The 19,297-nt window shown below is 70.5% G+C and carries 15 protein-coding genes, 1 pseudogene and 1 riboswitch; of the genes and pseudogenes, 12 read left to right on the top strand and 4 right to left on the bottom strand.

The window, feature by feature from the left end; all coding sequences use genetic code 11:
- From ACIBCA_RS06535 to ACIBCA_RS06525, 3 genes are all read right to left on the bottom strand, one after another.
- On the bottom strand, positions 1 to 828 hold the full coding sequence (locus tag ACIBCA_RS06535; RefSeq protein WP_396281692.1) for a carbohydrate ABC transporter permease: 828 nt from the start codon (positions 826 to 828) through the stop codon (positions 1 to 3).
- Entirely contained in the window at positions 825 to 1,853 is a 1,029-nt protein-coding gene (locus ACIBCA_RS06530) for a carbohydrate ABC transporter permease (RefSeq protein WP_396281691.1), read from the bottom strand. Before ACIBCA_RS06530 ends, ACIBCA_RS06535 begins: the two co-directional genes overlap by 4 nt.
- Before the next feature lie 88 nt (positions 1,854 to 1,941).
- Positions 1,942 to 3,231: an extracellular solute-binding protein gene (locus tag ACIBCA_RS06525; RefSeq protein WP_396281690.1), complete on the bottom strand. Its 1,290-nt coding sequence runs from the start codon at positions 3,229 to 3,231 to the stop codon at positions 1,942 to 1,944.
- Between the two features lie 340 nt (positions 3,232 to 3,571).
- On the opposite strand from ACIBCA_RS06525, the gene ACIBCA_RS06520 reads away from it, so the two are divergent.
- The 4 genes from ACIBCA_RS06520 to ACIBCA_RS06505 all read left to right on the top strand — a co-directional run bounded on the left by ACIBCA_RS06520 (position 3,572) and on the right by ACIBCA_RS06505 (position 7,484).
- Complete coding sequence (locus ACIBCA_RS06520; RefSeq protein ID WP_396281689.1) at positions 3,572 to 4,363, top strand: GntR family transcriptional regulator; 792 nt, start codon at positions 3,572 to 3,574, stop codon at positions 4,361 to 4,363.
- A gap of 255 nt (positions 4,364 to 4,618) precedes the next feature.
- The gene (locus tag ACIBCA_RS06515) at positions 4,619 to 4,882 is read left to right on the top strand and encodes a DUF3311 domain-containing protein (protein ID WP_396281688.1); all 264 of its coding nucleotides are present in this window, start codon (positions 4,619 to 4,621) and stop codon (positions 4,880 to 4,882) included.
- On the top strand, positions 4,879 to 6,489 hold the full coding sequence (gene mctP / locus ACIBCA_RS06510) for a monocarboxylate uptake permease MctP (RefSeq protein ID WP_396281687.1): 1,611 nt from the start codon (positions 4,879 to 4,881) through the stop codon (positions 6,487 to 6,489). The genes ACIBCA_RS06515 and mctP overlap by 4 nt, the downstream gene beginning before the upstream one ends.
- Positions 6,490 to 6,644: 155 nt before the next feature.
- Positions 6,645 to 7,484: a histidine phosphatase family protein gene (locus tag ACIBCA_RS06505; RefSeq protein ID WP_396281686.1), complete on the top strand. Its 840-nt coding sequence runs from the start codon at positions 6,645 to 6,647 to the stop codon at positions 7,482 to 7,484.
- A gap of 60 nt (positions 7,485 to 7,544) precedes the next feature.
- Here ACIBCA_RS06505 and ACIBCA_RS06500 read toward each other — a convergent pair whose 3' ends face one another.
- Positions 7,545 to 8,492, bottom strand: a complete 948-nt coding sequence (locus ACIBCA_RS06500; RefSeq protein WP_396281816.1) for a helix-turn-helix domain-containing protein — start codon at positions 8,490 to 8,492, stop codon at positions 7,545 to 7,547.
- A gap of 327 nt (positions 8,493 to 8,819) precedes the next feature.
- On the opposite strand from ACIBCA_RS06500, the gene ACIBCA_RS06495 reads away from it, so the two are divergent.
- The 8 genes and pseudogenes from ACIBCA_RS06495 to ACIBCA_RS06460 all read left to right on the top strand — a co-directional run bounded on the left by ACIBCA_RS06495 (position 8,820) and on the right by ACIBCA_RS06460 (position 19,197).
- On the top strand, positions 8,820 to 9,314 hold the full coding sequence (locus ACIBCA_RS06495) for a GNAT family N-acetyltransferase (RefSeq protein ID WP_396281685.1): 495 nt from the start codon (positions 8,820 to 8,822) through the stop codon (positions 9,312 to 9,314).
- A gap of 74 nt (positions 9,315 to 9,388) precedes the next feature.
- Positions 9,389 to 9,499, top strand: a pseudogene (locus ACIBCA_RS06490) (DUF2510 domain-containing protein); the annotation flags it as partial.
- A gap of 162 nt (positions 9,500 to 9,661) precedes the next feature.
- Positions 9,662 to 10,510 carry a hypothetical protein gene (locus ACIBCA_RS06485; protein ID WP_396281821.1) on the top strand — a complete coding sequence of 283 codons (849 nt, stop codon included), beginning with the start codon at positions 9,662 to 9,664 and terminating at the stop codon, positions 10,508 to 10,510.
- A gap of 204 nt (positions 10,511 to 10,714) precedes the next feature.
- The gene (locus ACIBCA_RS06480) at positions 10,715 to 12,706 is read left to right on the top strand and encodes a glycosyltransferase family 2 protein (protein ID WP_396281684.1); all 1,992 of its coding nucleotides are present in this window, start codon (positions 10,715 to 10,717) and stop codon (positions 12,704 to 12,706) included.
- Positions 12,706 to 14,019 (top strand): glycoside hydrolase family 26 protein, encoded by a 1,314-nt coding sequence (locus ACIBCA_RS06475; protein ID WP_396281683.1) that lies wholly within the window; start codon positions 12,706 to 12,708, stop codon positions 14,017 to 14,019. Before ACIBCA_RS06480 ends, ACIBCA_RS06475 begins: the two co-directional genes overlap by 1 nt.
- A gap of 62 nt (positions 14,020 to 14,081) precedes the next feature.
- Positions 14,082 to 15,353: a ricin-type beta-trefoil lectin domain protein gene (locus tag ACIBCA_RS06470; RefSeq protein ID WP_396281682.1), complete on the top strand. Its 1,272-nt coding sequence runs from the start codon at positions 14,082 to 14,084 to the stop codon at positions 15,351 to 15,353.
- Between the two features lie 76 nt (positions 15,354 to 15,429).
- A riboswitch (cobalamin riboswitch) is annotated at positions 15,430 to 15,573 on the top strand.
- Between the two features lie 193 nt (positions 15,574 to 15,766).
- Positions 15,767 to 18,175: a ribonucleoside-diphosphate reductase subunit alpha gene (locus tag ACIBCA_RS06465; protein ID WP_396281815.1), complete on the top strand. Its 2,409-nt coding sequence runs from the start codon at positions 15,767 to 15,769 to the stop codon at positions 18,173 to 18,175.
- Positions 18,175 to 19,197, top strand: coding sequence for a ribonucleotide-diphosphate reductase subunit beta (locus ACIBCA_RS06460; protein ID WP_396281681.1), 1,023 nt, complete (start codon positions 18,175 to 18,177; stop codon positions 19,195 to 19,197). Before ACIBCA_RS06465 ends, ACIBCA_RS06460 begins: the two co-directional genes overlap by 1 nt.
- The last annotated feature ends 100 nt before the right edge of the window (positions 19,198 to 19,297 follow it).

The raw sequence follows: 19,297 nt of genomic DNA, 5'->3' as shown, positions 1-19,297 counted from the left end.
TCAGCCCTTCACGGCGCCGTCGGTCAGACCGCCGACCGCCTTGCGCTGCAGGAAGATGAACAGGATCAGGACCGGCAGGGCGAACATCGTCGAGGCCGCCATGGTGGCGCCCCAGTCGTTGCCGAAGGCGGTCTTGAAGGAGGACAGCCAGAGCGGGAGGGTCTTGCCCTGCTCCTTGTTGAGGGTCAGGACGAGCGGGAACTCGTTCCACGCCGTGATGAAGCCGAACAGCGAGGTCGACATCAGGCCGGGGGCCAGCAGCGGGAAGATCACCTTCACGAACGCCTGGGTGCGGGTGCAGCCGTCCACCATGGCCGACTCCTCCAACTCCTTGGGCACGGCGGCGATGAAGCCGCGCAGCGTCCAGATGGTGAAGGGCAGGACCATCATCATGTAGAAGAGGGTCAGCGGGACCAGGCTGTTCAGCATGTCGTTGTCGCGCGAGATGAGGTAGACCGCGATGGTCATGACCTCCCAGGGCGCCATCTGCGCCATCATCACGACCAGCACGAACGCCTTGCGGCCGCGGAACCTCATGCGCGCGATGGCGAAGGAGGCCATGGTCGCGATCACCAGCGACAGCAGCACCGCGGCGACGGTGACGACCACGCTGTTGGTGACGTACTCCCAGAACTTCTCCACGCCGGTGGCGGTGGTGTAGTGCTCCAGGGTGCCGTTGAACGGGATGAACACCGGCGTCTTGCTGCTGATGTCCTGGTCCTTCTTGAAGGACGTGGCGATCATCCAGTAGACGGGGAAGATGAAGAAGACGATGAGGACGGCCGCGATCGCGTTCGGCCAGGTACGTCCGAAGAGAGAGCGCCTCACAGCTCGTCCTCCTGCTTGATCAGGATGCGGAAGTAGTACGCCATCAGCACGCACAGCATCAGGATGGTGAGCACGGCGATCGTGGCGCCGACGCCGTAGTGCTGGCTGGAGGTGCCCTCCAGGTAGGCGTGCACGGGCAGGGTCCGGGTGAGCTTGTCGGGGCCGCCGGCGTTGATGGCGTAGACCTGGGTGAAGCTCTTGAAGATCCAGATGATCTCCAGGAACGTCGTGGCCAGGAAGAACGGCTTCAGGTTGGGGAAGATCACCAGGCTGAAGATCTTGCCGGAGCCGGCGCCGTCCATGCGGGCGGCCTCGTACAGCTCCTTGGGGATGGTCGTCAGCGCGGCGTACATGTTGAACGCCACGAACGGGATCGACTGCCAGACGATCAGCAGGGTGACGACGAAGAACGTCGTGTACTCCTGGCTCATCCAGTTGTAGCCGGCCATCGAGTGCCAGCCGGCCTTGTCCAGGATCCAGTTGACGACGCCGTACTGGGAGTCGAACAGCCAGGTGTAGACGGTGGTGGCGGCGACGATCGGCATGGCCCAGGCCAGGACCAGCGCGATCGACAGCCCCAGGCGCATCTTCTTGCCGAGGATGTTGAGCAGCAGGCCCACCAGGGTGCCGGCGACCATGGTCAGCGCCACGTTGACGCCGGTGAAGACGACGGTGCGCCCGGTGACGGCCCAGAACTCCGGGTCCTTCAGCTGCTCGGAGTAGTTGTCGAAGCCCACCCACTCCGTGAGGTGCATGACGATCTGGCGCCGGTTGAGGTTCTGGAACGACACCAGGAAGATCTTCACCAGCGGCCAGCCCAGCAGGGCGAGGGTCGCCACGGTGGCGGGCAGCAGCAGCGCGTACGGCGCGAAGCGGGCGCCCAGGCTCGGGCCGCCCGCGGATCTGGTGCCCTTCGGCGTGGAGCGCCTGCCCCCGCCGTTCCCGGCACCGCTCACTTCCTTGGCCACGACCTCGTCCCCAGCCTCCGGGGACGCTGTCTGCACCCGCTCCGAATGCACAGCCATCGTTCTCACTTCCTCACAACCGGCCACGACGGACAGGCGCCGCCCACCGGCCCCCCGCCGGGGGCCGGTGAGCGACGCCGCTCAGCACTTACTGCTTCTGGTTGAGACGCTTCGCGATCTCGTCGTCCGCCTTCTTGGCGGCGGCGGCGTAGTCACCCGTCAGGGCCGCGGTCAGGAACTCCTTGACCGGGTTCGGGTTGTCCTCGACGCTCGCCCAGTTCGGGGTGTTCGGGGTGATGGCGCCGACCGCGGCGGCCTTCTGCGCGGCCACGGCGAAGTCGCCCTTGATCTGGCTGTTCAGCTTGGCCTTGTTCGGGATGCTGCCGGCCGCGGCGAACATGCTCTCGTTCTTGTCGTTGAGAGCGATCTTCAGGAAGTCCTTGGCCATGTCGGTGTTCTTGCTCTGCGCGGCGATCGCCAGGTTCGAGCCACCGAGGAACACGCCGGAGGCCTTGTCCGCGGTCTTGCCGGGGAGCGGGAAGAACCCGATCTTGCTGGCCGGGATGACCTCTTCCTTCGGGAGCTCCCAGCCGAGGCCGATGATGGCGCCGACGTCACCCTTGCCGAAGACGTCCTTCTGCTGCGGGGTGGCCTCGTCCTTGTCCTTCGGACCGGTGACCGAGTGGCTCTGCAGCGTCTTGTAGGTCTCGAACGCCGCCTTCGCCTCGGGGGAGGACAGGCCGCCGACCCACTTGTCGCCGTCCTTCTTGGCGATCTTGCCACCCTCGCTGGTGAGCAGACCGAAGTAGACGTACCACTCCTGACCCGGAATGTAGATCGGGTCGGCGACACCGGGGGTCGCCTTGAGCTTGTCGAGGTCGGCGTAGAACTCGTCGAGGGTCTTCGGGGCGTCGGTCAGCTGGGCCTTGGCCCAGAGGTCCTTGTTGTAGGCGACGACGCGGTTGGTGACGTACCACGGAGCGGCGTACTGCTTGCCGTCCAGGACGGCGGACTCGTTCTGGTTGGCGGCCCAGTCGTCGCCACCGAGGGCGGACTTGTCCTTGGTGATGTCCAGCAGACCGCCCGAGGCGGCGTAACCGGCGGTCTGGGTGTTGCCGACCTCCAGGACGTCGACCGAGCCCTCGGAGAGCGCGGCGGTGACCTTGGCGCCGATGCCGCCCCACTCCTGGATGGCGAACTCGACCTTCGAGCCCGGGTAGGCGGTCTCGAACTCGGTCTTCACGGAGTCGGTCCAGCCCTTGGGGGCCGTGCCGCTCATGGTCCACACCTTGAGCGTCTTGCCCTTGTACTTGTCGGCCGAGGAGGCAGCGGAGGTCGACGAACCCTTGTCCTCCGACTTCTTGCTGTCCGAGCCACAAGCCGCCACGCCGACGACCATTGCTGCGACGCCGACCGCCGCGATGAGCTGACGCTTCACGCCATCCTCCTGAGGGATGCCATTGGGTTACCCCACGTCGGGCGGCAGCGGCAGACCCACGCAAAGCGGGAGGAAAGGTGCCGCGGACCCCTTCGAACGGGTGGGGGGATTCATCGGAACCGGCCTAGTGGTGTAGACCAGATGCCTGGAGCTTGGCCTAGACCAATGGGCCTGTCAACGGCCGTTGGACCGATCTCGACCACCCGTTATCAAGCCGACACCGCACATCGTTCATCGCGTGATGAGGTATTCGTTCCGTAGCCATACATGCAACGATGTGGTCCGTTAACGATGTGGCGGGGCCGTAAAAGGCCCCGCGAGAAGCGGGAGAACAGGCCGGATGAGCAGCGACGGGGGAACCAGCGCCCAGGTCAACGACCCCGAGGTGAGAAACCTGGCCACGCAGGCCGGCACCGACCCGACCGCACGCGTCCCCAAGTACTACGGCCTCAAGCGCCACCTGCTCCAGCTCACCGAGACCCAGCCCGCCGGCACGCCCGTACCGCCGGAGAGGGCGCTCGCCGCGCAGTTCGACACCTCCCGCACCACCGTGCGCCAGGCCCTCCAGGAGCTGGTGGTCGAAGGCCGGCTGGAGCGCATCCAGGGCAAGGGCACCTTCGTCGCCAAGCCCAAGGTCGCCCAGGCGCTGCAGCTCACCTCCTACACGGAGGACATGCGCGCCCAGGGCCTGGAGCCCGCCTCCCGGCTGATCGAGATCGGCTACATCACCGCCGACGACCGGCTCGCCCCGCTGCTGGACATCAAGCCCGGCGGGCGCGTGCTGCGCATCGAGCGCCTGCGCCTGGCCAACGGCGACCCGATGGCCATCGAGGTCGCCCACCTGTCCGCCAAGCGCTTCCCCGCGCTGCGCAAGAACCTGGCCAAGCACAACTCCCTCTACACCGCGCTGCGCGAGGTCTACGGGGTCACCGTCGCCGAGGCGGAGGAGACCATCGAGACCACCCTGGCCAACCCGCGCGAGGCCGGGCTGCTCGGCTCCGACCTGGGCCTGCCGATGCTCCAGCTCTCCCGGCACTCCTTCGACGCGGACGGCGACCCGGTCGAGTGGGTCCGCTCCATCTACCGCGGCGACCGCTACAAGTTCATCACCCGCCTCAAGCGCCCGGAGTAGCAGGAGGGGACCGGCCGCGGACCGGCGCACGCGGGCGCGCGGCCGGTCCGACCGGTGGGAAGTTCCGCCGTTCCCGGTGACACGGGTCACGCCATGCTCTACATTTCGCAGCCGTACCGACCGTCGATCACCTCTGGTGCCGCTCGGCGGGCTCGCGGGGGCGTGCGGTATCCCGGGGGCTGCGGCATCGACGGGTAAGAAGCCCTCCGGAGCGGAGCCGAGATGCCGTCAGAACCCGATCCACTCGAAGATGTCATGCCCCAGTCGACCGGGCCCACCGTCCCGGCGGTGACGCCCGAACGGGTGCTCGCCGGGCTCGCCCTGCTCGTGCCCATCGTCGCGATGCTCTGGGTGTCCTCGTACGACAAGACCGACCCGGCGGTGTCCGGTGTCCCCTTCTTCTACTGGTACCAGCTGCTCTGGGTGCCGGTGTCGGCGGTCTTCACCGTCGCCGCCTACCTGCTGATCAACCGTGACGAGAAGGCCCGCAAGGCGGCCCGGACCGGGGGTGCCCGATGAAGGACGTCAACGTTCCGGCCCTCGTGGTCTTCGTCCTCTTCTTCGCCCTGGTCACCGTGATGGGCTTCCTCGCCTCCCGCTGGCGCCGCGCGGACAACGCGGCCCACCTGAGCGAGTGGGGGCTGGGCGGGCGCAGCTTCGGCACCTGGGTGACCTGGTTCCTGCTCGGCGGCGACCTCTACACCGCGTACACCTTCATCGCCGTCCCCGCGGCGGTGTACGCGACGGGCGCGGCGGGCTTCTTCGCGGTGCCGTACACGATCATCGCCTACCCGCTGGTGTTCCTCTTCCTCCCCCGGCTCTGGTCGGTCTCCCGGGTGCACGGCTACGTCACCCCGGCCGACTTCGTGCGCGGGCGCTACGGCTCGCGGCCGCTGTCCCTGGTGGTCGCCCTCACCGGCATCCTCGCCACCATGCCGTACATCGCCCTGCAGCTCGTCGGCATCCAGGCGGTGCTGGACGTGCTGGGCCTCGGCGGCGGGGCGAACGCCGGCTGGTTCGCCAAGGACCTGCCGCTGTTCATCGCCTTCGGCGTGCTGGCCGCCTACACCTACTCCTCCGGGCTGCGCGCCCCGGCGCTGATCGCCTTCGTCAAGGACGCGCTGGTCTACATCGTGATCATCGTCGCGGTGATCTACATCCCGATCCGGCTCGGCGGCTACGGCCACATCTTCGACTCGGTCGCGGAGCACTTCAAGCAGACCAAGACCGGCTCGATGACCGTCCCCGAGGACAAGCAGTGGGTGTACGCCACGCTCGGCCTCGGCTCGGCGATGGCGCTGTTCATGTACCCGCACTCGGTCACGGGCGTGCTGGCCTCCAAGTCCCGCAACACCGTGCGCCGCAACATGGCGATCATGCCCGCGTACTCGCTGATGCTGGGCCTGCTGGCGCTGCTGGGCTTCATGGCCATCGCGGCCGGCGTCGGCACCAAGGAGAAGGGCTACAACCCCCAGCTCTCGGTGCCGCAGCTGTTCGCGAGCATGTTCCCGGACTGGTTCACCGGCGTGGCCTTCGCCGCGATCGGGATCGGCGCGCTGGTGCCGGCCGCCATCATGTCCATCGCGGCGGCCAACCTGTTCACCCGCAACATCTACAAGGAGTGGTTCAGGCCCACCGCCACCCCCGCCGACGAGACCCGGGTCGCCAAGCTGGTCTCGCTGCTGGTGAAGGTCGGCGCGCTGATCTTCGTCCTCGGCATGGACAAGCAGGCCGCGATCAACCTCCAGCTGCTGGGCGGCCTGTGGATCCTGCAGACCTTCGTGGCGATCGTCGGCGGCCTGTTCACCCGCTGGTTCCACCACTGGGCGCTGTTCGCCGGGTGGGCGGCCGGCATGGTCTACGGCACCTGGAAGGCGTACGACATCCCCAGCAAGGCCACCAAGCACTTCGGCGGCAACTCGGCCGAGATCCCCGGGATCGGCGAGCTCGGCTACATCGGGCTGACGGCCTTCGTGCTCAACCTGCTCGTCGCGGTGGTGCTCACCCTGGTGCTGCGGGCCGCGAAGGCGCCGGTCGGACCGGACGAGACCTCGCCCGCCGACTACGGCGCCGAGGGCGGCGGGGACGAGCCGAAGAGCGCGCCGGAGCCCGTAGCGGCGCACTGATTCACGCCTCACGCGCCCTGTGGTCGCGCCGCCTTCTCCGTGAACACTGGAAAAGGCGGCGCGATCATATGTATGAACCGACGTGCACGCCGGGCACCACCTCACCGGACCGGCGAACGGCCGGGACCTGATCGACCCACGGGGAGCTCGCGGCCATGGCAGAACTCGGCACCACCCTCAACGGCCAGCACCAGCCCACGCAGCACCAGCCCACGCAACTCCAGCCCACGCAGCACCAGAACGGCCAGCACACGAACGGCCACCACCACCTGAACGCCCACCGGCACGCCGCCGTCCGGCCGCTGCCGTCCCTGCTCATCGCCACCCGGCACGGCGAGTCCACCGCGAACGTCGAGTTCCAGCTCGCCGAGGCCTCCGGCGCCCTCAGCGTCCCGATCAGCTGCCGCGACGCCGACATCCCGCTCTCCCTGCACGGCCGGCAGCAGGCCCAGGACCTCGGCCGCTGGTGGGCGGGCCTGCCCGCCGCCGACCGCCCGCGCAGCGTCTGGTGCTCGCCGTACGTGCGCACCGCCGAGACCACCCGCATCGCGCTCGCCCAGGCCGCGGGCCTCGGCGCCGTACCCGTCACCCTCGCCGTCCGCTACGACGAGCGGCTGCGCGACCGTGAGCTCGGCATCCTGGAGATGCTGCCCAAGGCCGCCATCGAGGCCAGGCACCCGGAGGAGGCGGCCCGCCGCCGCAAGATGGGCGAGCTGTACTACCGCCCGCCGGGCGGCGAGTCCTGGGCCGACGTCGCGCTGCGGGTGCGCAGCCTGCTGCGGGACCTCGGCGAGGAGGAGGCCGGGCGGCCCGTCCTGCTCGTGGCGCACGACTGCACCGTGCTGATGCTGCGCTACGTGCTCGACCGGCTCAGCGAGGAGCAGCTCGTCGGGCTCGGGCCGGTGCACAACTGCTCCACCAGCCTGTGGCGCGCCCAGGACGGGCGGCTGCGGGCCGAGCAGTGGAACGGCCTCGGGCACCTCGACGCGGACTGACCGCCGCTCGGGCCGGCCCTCGCCTCCGCCCTTGCCTCAGCCTCCACCTCAGCCCCCGCCTCAGCCTTCACCGAAAACCCGCCGGTAGGCCACCGGTGTCGTGCCCAGCCGGCGCCCGAAGTGGTGCCGCAGCGCCGCCGCGTTGCCGAAGCCGCAGCGGGCGGCGATCGCGTCCACCGACTCGGCGGTGGACTCCAGCAGCCGCTGCGCCAGCAGCACCCGCTGTCCGACCAGCCAGCGGTGCGGGGTCGTGCCCGTCTCCTGCTGGAAGCGCCGGGCGAAGGTGCGCGGGGACAGGTGCGCCCGGGCGGCCAGCTGCTCGACGGTGGCCTCCTCGGCCAGGTGGTGGCGCATCCAGTCGAGCAGCGGGGCCAGCGAGACGCCGTCGCGCTCCGGCAGCGGGCGGTTGACGAACTGGGCCTGTCCGCCCTCCCGGTGCGGCGCCACCACCATCCGGCGGGCGATCTCCCGGGCCACCTCGGCGCCCTGCACCTTGCGCACCAGGTGCAGACAGGCGTCGATGCCGGCGGCCGTACCGGCCGAGGTGAGCACCGGGTCGTCGTCCACGTACAGCACGTCGGGCTCGACGGTGGTGGCCGGGAACCGCGCGGCCAGCTGCCGGCTGTAGCGCCAGTGGGTGGCCGAGCGGCGCCCGTCCAGCAGTCCGGCGGCGCCGAGCACGAAGGCGCCGCTGCAGATGGACAGCACCCGGCCGCCGTCGGCCACCACCTGGCGCAGGGCCTCCAGCAGCGGCTCCGGGTACGTCTCGCGCACCCCGGAGGCCGTCACCAGGGCGAGGTCGGCGCCGGCCAGGCGCTCGGGCCCGTGCGGCACGTCGAGGGTGAACCCGGCGTGGGTGGCGTGCGGGCCCGGGCGCTCGCCCGCGATCGCGAACTCGTACCCCGGCAGTCCCTCGGCGGTGCGGTCCAGGCCGAACACCTCGCAGGCCACGCCCAGTTCGAAGGGGTGGACCTCCTCCAGCACCACCGCGACGACGTTCTTCAGCATGCCGCCCAGGATGCCCGGCAGCCGGTGGGCGGGGGAAGGGCCCCGGTGGCAGGAATTCGCGGTCATCGGCCGTTCCTGCCACTCGTGGGCACCCGCACCGCCCGGCCACAGTGGAGTCATGGACAGCGACACCCTTGCCTCGGCGCTGGCCCTCGCGGGCGCCGTCGGCGGCTTCGGCCTGCTCGGCACCCTGATCGGCCGCGACCTCGCCCGCGGCCCGGCCGCCGGCACCTACCACCGCCCCGGCGGCCACCGCGCCGCCCACGCCGTTCCGGTACGGACCACCCCCCTGACCAGCACCGCACCCGACTCCGGCACACTGGCCCGATGGACATCCTCATCCGCCGCGCCCTCCCCCAGGACCTCGCCGACGCCGGCCGGATCACCGTCGACGCCTTCGTCGGCGGCGGCTTCACCCGGCCCGACAGCCCCTACGTCGACCTGCTGGGCGACGCCGGGCGTCGCTCCCGCGAGGCCGAGCTCCTGGTCGCCGTCGACGTGTCCGACCAGCGGGTCCTCGGCTGCGTGACCTTCGCCGTCGGCGGCACCGAGTGGGCCGACATCGCCACCCCCGAGGAGGGCGAGATCCGGATGCTCGCCACCGACGCCGCCGCCCGGGGCCGCGGCGTGGGCGAGTCCCTCGTACGCGCGGGCATCGCCCGCAGCCGCGAACTCGGCCTGGTCGGCATGGCCTTCTCCACCCAGCCCACCATGACCACCGCCCACCGCGTCTACGAGCGCATCGGCTTCCTGCGCACCCCCGAGCGCGACTGGGCACCGATCCCGGGCATGAACCTCATGGTCTACACCATGGCGTTCTGAGGCACGGTCAGTCCGCGCACCTCTGCGGTGACTTGAAATGACCATCCCATCGACGCACTGCTAATATCCGCCGCATGACGACGGGGAGTGTTCCTAGCGGCTGGTACGACGATCCATCGGGGCAGCCCAACACGGTGCGTTGGTGGGACGGTTCGACCTGGACCGACAAGGTTCAGGCCAAACCGGCGAGCGGCGCTGCGCCGGTGAGCCCCTTCCCCGGCCACGCCGCGGCGGACGCCGTCTCACCGACGGCGACCACGCAGACGGCGCCGCCGCGGCAGCAGGCCCCGATGCCAGGTCCGCCCCCGGCTCCGGCACCGGTTCCGCCCACGGCGACGATGCCCTCCGTGCCGTTCCAGGCCGCCGCCTCGCCCCAGTCCCAGCCCCGGCCCGAGCCCGTCGCCTCGCCCTCGCCCGGCCTGCCGCCCGTCAAGCCCGTCCCCACCTCGGTGGTGTTCGAGACCGTCGAGCCGAACCGCGGCAAGAAGCGCGTGCTGCTGGCGGTCGGCGCCGTGGTGCTGTCGGCCGTCATGGCCACGGGCGGCTACCTGGTGGGTCACAAGGGCTCCGGCCCCGGCACGAAGGCCGCCGACCCGGCCAAGCCCTCGGCCCCCGCCGCCGACCCCAAGAGCCCGAACGGCTTCATGGGCACCGCCCTGACCGGCGGTCAGCAGCTCCCGGGCGGGCGCCAGATCACCGGCCAGGACTCGAAGATGAACTTCATGCTGCCCCAGGAGTGGCAGGTCCAGGTCGACGCCAAGGCCCCGAACGAGATCCGCTACGCGGTGAACCCGTACGCCTGCGTGGGCCACGGCAGCGGCGCCTGCACCCGCGGCCTCGTCGTCCAGAACCTCCGGGTGCTCAACGGCGGCTGGTCCGACCCGAAGTCGCTGGTGCTCGGCATGGGCCAGCTGCTCTACAACGCCCGCTACGGCTCCGACTCGCCGACGCCGCCGGAGCCGGTGAAGCAGTCGCCCGTCAAGATCCAGGGCCTGGACGGCTACCTCGCGCTCTGGCACGTCCCGATGTCCAGCAACTCCTCCGCGCCGGACAGCTACTGCGGCGTCCTGGAGGTCACCCCGTCCCCCGGGGCCACGACCGTGCCGGTGCTGCAGATCTGCCTGGACCAGGCGGCCGAGGCGCCGCCGCTGGCCCTGATGGACCAGATCGCCAACACCGTCAAGATCACTCCCTGACGGGTCTGGGCCCTGTCCGGGCGACGCGCACCGCGCCTCACCTGCCGGGACGCCCCGGTTCCACCGGAACCGGGGTCCGGCCCGTGATCGCTCGACCACGACCCGTATGCTAGGCCGCGTGCAAAGACAGCTTGACTGAACATCAGCCAAACCTATGAGCGCAGGCCCACCGCCCGTCGAGGCGGTGGTACGGGGGTTTACCTGGTGGATTCCACCAACGAGCACACGACGGACCGGGGCAAGCGGGGGCGCGGACGCCACGGACGCGTCCTTCCGCGTGCCCGGCACGAACGGCGCATCGTCCGGCGGGAGTTACGCAACGCTTCGGCCCAACGCGCCTACATCGCCTGCGCGGAGACCGCCGGGCCACTGACCCCGGGCGAGGACGGCGCCGCCGTCCGCTACCGCTCCGTCTCCTCGCGCGGCGTCACGTTCACGACCACCCTCCTGGTGGCCGTCAACGCCCTCGCGGGCCTCGCCTTCGTCGGCTGGCTGCTCCTTCCCGAGCACATCCCCGGTACCGGCGTGGGCTGGTCCCCGGACTGGCGGATCAACCTCGCGCGAATCTGCTTCTGTGCTGTTATCACGGTCGAAGCCATCCGTTTGGTTCAGAACCTCGCCGTCTGGGTCTTCGCGTTCCGCGCCAAGGACCCGGTGCCGGTCACCGCGCCCTCCGGTCTGCGGGTCGCGGTGCTCACCACGATCGTGCCCTCCAAGGAGCCGATCGAGATCGTCGAGCGCACCCTCGCCGCGATGCTGCGGATCGAGTACGACGGCCGGGTCGACGTCTGGATCCTCGACGAGGGCGACGACGACCGCGTCAAGAAGATGGCCGCCCGCCTCGGCGTCCACCACTTCAGCCGCAAGGGACGCCCCGAGTACAACCAGGCCGAGGGCGAGTTCCGCGCCCGGACCAAGTCCGGCAACCACAACTCCTGGCGCGCCGAGCACGAGCACGGCTACGACGTGGTGGCCCAGATGGACCCGGACCACGTCCCGTTGCCCTGCTTCCTGCAGCGCACCCTCGGCTACTTCCGCGACCCCGACGTCGCCTTCGTCGTCGCCCCCCAGGTGTACGGCAACATGTACGACAACTGGGTCGCCCACGGCGCCTCCGTGCAGCAGTACCTCTTCTCCGGCCTGGTCGAGCGCGGCGGCAACGGCATGGACGCGCCGCTGCTGATCGGCACCAACCACCTGTACCGGCCCACCGCCTGGCGCCAGATCGGCGGCTACCAGGACTCGATCATCGAGGACCACCTCACCAGCATGCGGGTCCAGGCCACCGCCAACCCCGCCACCGGGCACCGCTGGAAGGGCGTCTACACGCCCGACGTCCTGGCCGTCGGCGAGGGCCCCACCTCCTGGACCGACTACTTCAACCAGCAGAAGCGCTGGGCGTACGGCATCTGGGAGATCCTCACCCGGAGCCGGCTGCGCTCGGGCCCCAGACTGCGGCTGCGCCAGCGCGTGCTCTACGGGCTCGTCCAGTTCTACTACCCGAGCGTGGCGATCAGCACCCTCCTCGGCAGCCTCGCCACCTCCGTCTACCTCGCCCTCGGCGTCACCTCCATCCACCTCAACAGCACCCACTGGATGGCCCTGTGGGGCGCCAGCATGGGCAGCTGGTTCGTGCTGTGGCTCTGGCTGCGCCGCTTCAACCTGGCCGCGCACGAGCGGCGCGAGATCGGCGTGGCGGGGATGGGGCTCGCCCTGTTCGCCGGGCCGGTGTACGTCGCCGCCGCCATCGCGGCGCTGCTGCGCCGCCCGCTCGCCTACGCCGTCACCGCCAAGGGGGACCTGCGCAGCGCCGAGTCCCTGTCCACGTTCCGGCTGCACCTGTTGTGGGCGGCCGTCGCGGGCGGGCTGCTCGGGGCGAGCTTCACGCTCCACCACGACATCTGGATCCTGCGCTTCTGGGCCGGGATCAGCCTGTTCACGGGCGTCGCGCCGCCGGTGATCTCCTTCGTCGGCGCGCGCCGCGAGCGCCGGGCCCAGCGGGCCGCCGAGGCCCGGGCCGAGGCGGAGCGGGCGGCCGAGCCCGAGCCCGAGCCCGCGCCCGTACCCGTACCCGTACCCGTCCAGCGGGGGCCGCGTACGGCGGCCGAACCGGCCCGGCCGGCGGAAGAGGACGCGTTCGAGGAACCTCGCGAGCCCGCCCGGGCCGGCGGACGACGTGAACGGGGGGCCCGCTGATGCTGCGGATCACCGCCCCCCGGATCGCCGCCCTGCTCGCCCTGGCCCTGATGGTCGGGTACACCTTCGTGCTCGCGCCCCGGCTCTCCCGCAACCACGACCAGGACCCGTACGCCTTCGCCGGCAGCGCCCCCACCGCGAAGCCGAGCTGGCTGACCGCCGCCCTGGCCCTGCCGCCGCCCACGCCGACCCCGGCTCCCGGCACCCCCGCCGCGACGCCCTCCGCGACGGCGACCCCCGGGCCGCCCCCGGCGCCGCGCTTCCCGGCCGCGGGCACCGCGTTCACCGGCATCATGACCAAGGCCGGCCCGTACGACCTCGGCCCGCTCGACGAGTTCGCCACGGCCGTCAAGCACCAGCCGAACGTGCTGGAGTTCTCGGTCGGCTGGTGGGACCGGAAGTTCGACCGCCGGGTCTTCGACACCGTCGCCGAACGCGGCATCATGCCGATGGTCGCCTGGGAGCCCTGGGACTACCGCAAGGAGGCGAAGGAGGACAAGCTGCGCGGCCTGCAGCCCGAGTACTCCCTCGCGCACATCCTCGACGGCAGCTTCGACGACTACATCAAGGCCTGGGCCCAGGGCATCAAGGACCTCGGCTACCCCGTCGCACTGCGCTTCGCCCACGAGATGAACGGCTACTGGTACCCGTGGTGCGAGCAGGCCAACGGGAACCAGAAGGGCCAGTACGTCCAGGCGTGGAGACACGTGCACGACCTCTTCAAGCAGGCGGGCGCGACCAGGGTCGCCTGGGTGTGGAGCCCCAACGTCGACTACGAGAACGCCACCACCCTGGGCACGCTCTACCCCGGTGACGACTACGTCGACTGGCTCGGCCTGTCCGGCTACTACGGCACCACCGGCGTCGAGAAGTACAAGTCGTTCGACCAGATCTTCGGACCGACCATCGCGCAGCTGCGTGGCTTCAGCCAGAAGCCCGTGGTGATCACCGAGACCGGGGCCACCGACACCTCGGGCCTCAAGGCGCAGTGGATCACCGAGATGTTCTCGCAGCTGTCCCAGCACCCCGACATCATCGGCGTGATCTGGTACGAGTCGCGCAAGGAGGTCGACTGGCGGGTCTCGGTCTCCCCCGCCGCCTCCGAGGCGTTCGCCAACGGCGTCTCCGCGCCCCGGTACAACACCTCCTGGACGGTCCACTCCGAGCCCACGCTGAGCGTCCCGCCGCCGCCCCCACCGGCCCCGGCACCGACGACCGATCCCCCGGCCACGCCCGCGCCGACCACGAAGCCTCCCGCGAGGAAGCCGACGCCCACCGCGACCCGGCCCAAGACCCCCACCTCCGACGGGTGAACGCGCCCCCCACCCGGCCCGCGTACCGGCCGGACACACCGCAGCAGCGAGGCGAGAACCCCATGGCCGACCCCGCCACGCCCATCTCCGCCACGCCCGGCCCCGGGCGCGCGGACCGGCGCTCGTGGTGGTGGCTCGCGCCCTCCGCCGTGGTCGCACTGATCCTGTGCGCCGTCCTCCTGCCCCGCGACCGCCCGCAGGCCGGCCCCGGCACCCCGGCGGCCGCCGCCACGCCCACCAGGGCCGTCACACCGCTGCCGGCCGCCACCGCCGGGGAGATCTGCTCCACCGGGGAGAACCGCTACCCCTCGCAGGCCGTCGACTCCGGCCGCTACCTGCTCAACCCCAACGAGTGGAACTCCACCGGGGGCCTGTGCATCGGCAGCACCGACGGCGCCACCGGCTTCCGGGTCACCCGCAGCGGCGTCGGCCCGGAGAGCCTGACCGACCCCGACCGCGGACCCGGTGCCTACCCGTACGTCAGCACCCCGCTCCAGGGCGGCGCGGGCCCGCTGCCCATCCCCGTCGGCAACCTGCGGTACGCCACCAGCAGCTGGCACACCACCCAGGTCGACTCGGGCGTCTACAACGTCTCGTACGACCTCTGGTACAGCAGCAGCCGCACCAGCTGCTCCTTCACCGAGAGCGCCGAGCTGATGATCTGGCTGCGGGGCAACGGCAAATCGCCCTTCGGCGACGCGGCCGGGGAGCTGAAGGCCGGCGGCGCCTCCTACCGCGTCTTCCAGGCGCCCAAGAAGAGCAGCCACACCCTGATCACCTACGAGGCCGCCACCAGCACCACCTCCGTGACCGACCTCGACCTGCGGGCCTTCACCCGCGACGCCGTCCAGCGCGGCTACGTCCCGGCCGGCTCGTACCTGTGCGCCGTCCAGGCCGGGTTCGAGATCTGGGAGGGCGGCGCCGGGCTCGCCGGCGACTCGTTCTCGTTCCAGGCGGCCGCCGGAGCGCCCAGCGGGGCGATCACCTCGGCCCTGCCCGGACTCTGCCTCGACAGCCGCGTGAGCGGCGATCCGGCCGCGGTCGGGGCCGGCACCTGCGACGGCTCCCCCGCGCAGACCTGGACGATGGGGGACACCGGGACGATCGAACAGAGCGGGCGCTGCGTGGAGGACTCCAACCTCGGCGCGCCCGTCCTCACCGGCTGTTCGGCGGGCTACGGGCAGCGCTGGGGGGTCACCCGAACGGGCCAGCTCGCGAACCAGGACACGGGGCGCTGCCTGGAGAATCCAGGGGTCTCCGCAGGGGCCTCCGCACAGGTGCGTATGCGACCCTGCGCGGCCCGTCCGGGCCAGGAATGGCACCCCCCGGCTTGATCAGCTTATCGCACACGTAGTCGAACAACTTCGCCGCGCAACACTCCGGCGACACTACATGTGGTGCTGCATTGGATTACTGGCACTAGATGTATGCTCACTCCTGCTGTCGAAGCAGGGGAACCCGGTGGAAGTCCGGGACTGCCCCGCAGCGGTGAACGGGCGGCTCGAAGAGCCCTGCCCGTAAGTCCGAGTACCTGCCGACGGCGTGCCCACGGCCCTCCCGCAGAGGCCGCGCCAGCACCAGCACACCCCCTCCGGGCCTCGCGGGCGGGCCGGGGAGTCACCGTCGCGCGTACGCGTTCCTCGCGTTCGCGCCGAGCTCCCCTGCCCCGAACGGTCCGGCGCCCGTCCGATCACGCCGCCGATCGCCGCCAGGAGAGAGCGCCTTGACCACCGCTGCCTCAGCCACCCTGCCCGCCCAGGGCACCGGCACCGCCTTCACCGACCCGACGGTCTCCGACCCGGGCGGTGCGCTCCTGCGGCTGCTGACCGACCGCAGCGTCGATCTCCCCGAGGTGGACCCGGGCCATGTCGCCGCCGCCGCGCTGCGCGGCCGCCACGCCGGCTCGGACTTCGCCGAGCTGCGCGGGCTGGCCGTGGACGCCGCCGCGTCGATGATCGCCGAGGACCCCCAGTACTCGAAGCTGGCCGCCCGACTGCTCGCCCTGGAGATCGTCGACGAGGCGAACAGCCAGGGCTCGACCACCTTCTCCGCCTCCATCGCCGTCGGCCACGCCGAGGGCCTGATCGGCGACACCACCGCCGCGTTCGTCGCCAAGCACGCCGCCGCGCTCGACGCCCTGATCGACACCGAGGGCGACGACCGCTTCGAGTACTTCGGCCTGCGCACCGTCCAGTCCCGGTACCTGCTGCGCCACCCGATCACCCGCAAGGTCGTCGAGACCCCGCAGCACTTCCTGCTCCGCGTCGCCTCCGGCCTGGCGGTCGGCGACGACGAGCAGTCCGTGGCCGAGGTCGCCGAGCTGTACCGCCTGATGAGCCGCCTGGAGTACCTGACCTCCTCGCCGACGCTCTTCAACTCCGGCACCCGGCACCCGCAGATGTCCAGCTGCTACCTGCTGGACTCCCCGCTGGACAACCTCGACTCGATCTACAGCCGCTACGCGCAGATCGCCCGCCTGTCCAAGCACGCCGGCGGCATCGGCCTGTCCTACTCGCGCATCCGCTCGCGCGGCAGCCTCATCCGCGGCACCAACGGCAAGTCCAACGGCATCGTGCCGTTCCTGCGCACCCTCGACTCCTCCGTCGCCGCCGTCAACCAGGGCGGCCGGCGCAAGGGCGCGGCCTGCGTCTACCTGGAGACCTGGCACGCCGACATCGAGGAGTTCCTGGAGCTCCGCGACAACACCGGCGAGGAAGCCCGCCGCACCCACAACCTCAACCTGGCGCACTGGATCCCGGACGAGTTCATGCGCCGCGTCAACGCCAACGCGGACTGGTCGCTGTTCTCCCCGGCCGACGTCCCCGAGCTCGTCGACCTGTGGGGCGCCGACTTCGACGAGGCGTACCGCAAGGCCGAGCTGGCCGGCAAGGCCGTGCGCACCATCCCCGCGCAGACCCTGTACGCCCGCATGATGCGCACCCTGGCGCAGACCGGCAACGGCTGGATGACCTTCAAGGACGCCTCCAACCGCGCCGCCAACCAGACCGCCCTGCCGGGCCGCACGGTGCACTCCTCCAACCTGTGCACCGAGATCCTCGAGGTCACCGACGACTCCGAGACCGCCGTCTGCAACCTGGGGTCGGTCAACCTCGGTGCGCACGTGGCCGTCGGGGCCTCCGTCGACGACCTGCTCGGCGCGATGGACTGGGAGCGCCTCGACGCCACCGTCCGTACGGCCGTGACGTTCCTCGACCGCGTGGTGGACATCAACTTCTACCCGACGACCGAGGCCGGGACGTCCAACTCCCGCTGGCGGCCCGTGGGCCTGGGCGTGATGGGCCTCCAGGACGTCTTCTTCAAGCTGCGGATCGACTTCGACTCGGCCGAGGCCGCGAAGCTGTCCACCCTCATCGCCGAGCGCATCATGCTCACCGCGTACGAGCGCTCCGCCGACCTGGCCGAGCAGCTCGGCCGCCACGAGGCGTACGGCGAGACCCGCGCCGCCCGCGGCGAGCTGCACATCGACCACTTCGACGTGTCGCCGCAGTGGGGCGAGCGCTGGGACGCGCTGCGGGCGCGGATCGCCGAGACCGGGCTGCGCAACTCGCTGCTGCTCGCCATCGCCCCGACCGCGACCATCGCCTCCATCGCCGGCGTGTACGAGTGCATCGAGCCGCAGGTGTCCAACCTGTTCAAGCGCGAGACGCTCAGCGGCGAGTTCCTCCAGGTCAACCCGTACCTGGTGCGCGAGCTCAAGGACCTCGGCGTCTGGGACCAGCAGACCCGCGACTCCCTGCGCGACGCCAACGGCTCGGTGCAGGAGCTCAGCTGGCTGCCCGCCGAGGTGCGCTCGCTGTACCGCACCGCGTGGGAGCTGCCGCAGCGCGCCCTGATCGACCTGGCCGCGGCCCGCATGCCGTACCTCGACCAGAGCCAGTCGCTGAACCTCTTCATGGCGGCGCCCACCATCGGCAAGCTCAGCTCGATGTACGCCTACGCGTGGAAGGTGGGTCTCAAGACCACCTACTACCTGCGCTCCCGCCCGGCCACCCGCATCGCCCAGGCCGCCTCCGGCGCCGCGCGTACGGCTGCGCCCGCGCCGGTTCCGGTGAACACCCCCACCATGTCCCAGGCCGAGCAGGACGCCATCGCCTGCTCCCTGGAGAACCCCGAGTCCTGCGAGGCGTGCCAGTGATGTCCCAGCCCGACGACCGCGAGAAGATGCTGCTCGACCCCGGCTTCGAGCTGACGCTGCGCCCGATGCGGTACCCGTCGTTCTACGACCGGTACCGGGACGCGATCAAGAACACCTGGACGGTGGAGGAGGTCGACCTCCACTCGGACGTGGCCGACCTGGCGAAGCTCAGCGAGGGCGAGCGGCACATGATCGGGCGGCTCGTGGCGTTCTTCGCCACGGGTGACTCGATCGTGGCGAACAACGTGGTGCTGAGCCTGTACAAGCACATCAACTCCCCGGAGGCGCGGCTGTACCTGTCGCGTCAGCTGTTCGAGGAGGCCGTGCACGTTCAGTTCTATCTGACGCTGCTCGACACGTACCTTCCGGACCCGGAGGACCGCAACGCGGCCTTCGCGGCGGTGGAGAACATTCCGTCGATCCACCAGAAGGCGCAGTTCTGCTTCAAGTACATGAACGCGGTCGACCACATCGACTCGCTGCAGAGCAAGGAGGACCGGCGGGCGTTCCTGCTGAACCTGATCTGCTTCGCGGCGTGTGTGGAGGGGCTGTTCTTCTACGGCGCGTTCGCGTACGTGTACTGGTTCCGGAGCCGGGGTCTGCTGCACGGTCTCGCGACCGGTACGAACTGGGTGTTCCGCGACGAGTCCATGCACATGGACTTCGCGTTCTCGGTGGTGGACACCGTGCGCGAGGAGGAGCCCGACCTCTTCGACGAGGAGATGGCCAAGCAGGTCACGGAGATGCTGGAGGAGGCCGTCGAGGCCGAGCTCCAGTTCGCCCAGGACCTGTGCGGTGAGGGTCTGCCCGGCATGAACACCGCGTCGATGCGGGAGTACCTCCAGGCTGTTGCCGACCAGCGTCTCGCGCGCCTCGGCATGCCGATCCGGTACGGGTCCAGCAACCCGTTCGGCTTCATGGAGCTGCAGAACGTCCAGGAGCTGACGAACTTCTTCGAGCGCCGGGTGTCGGCGTACCAGGTCGCTGTTGAGGGTTCGGTCTCCTTCGACGACGACTTCTAAGTCAGCTAGTAGCGGAGCTGCCGTAGGCGTTGGCCTACGGCAGCTCCGCTGTATCTACGGGGGAATATCAGTGAACAGTCCTTTCGGCCCGGTGCAGATC

The organism is Kitasatospora sp. NPDC051170, from assembly GCF_044455705.1.
Taxonomy (GTDB): domain Bacteria; phylum Actinomycetota; class Actinomycetes; order Streptomycetales; family Streptomycetaceae; genus Kitasatospora.
The sequence above is the reverse complement of the archived record's forward strand: the minus strand, read 5'-3'. Positions and strand labels throughout refer to the sequence as shown.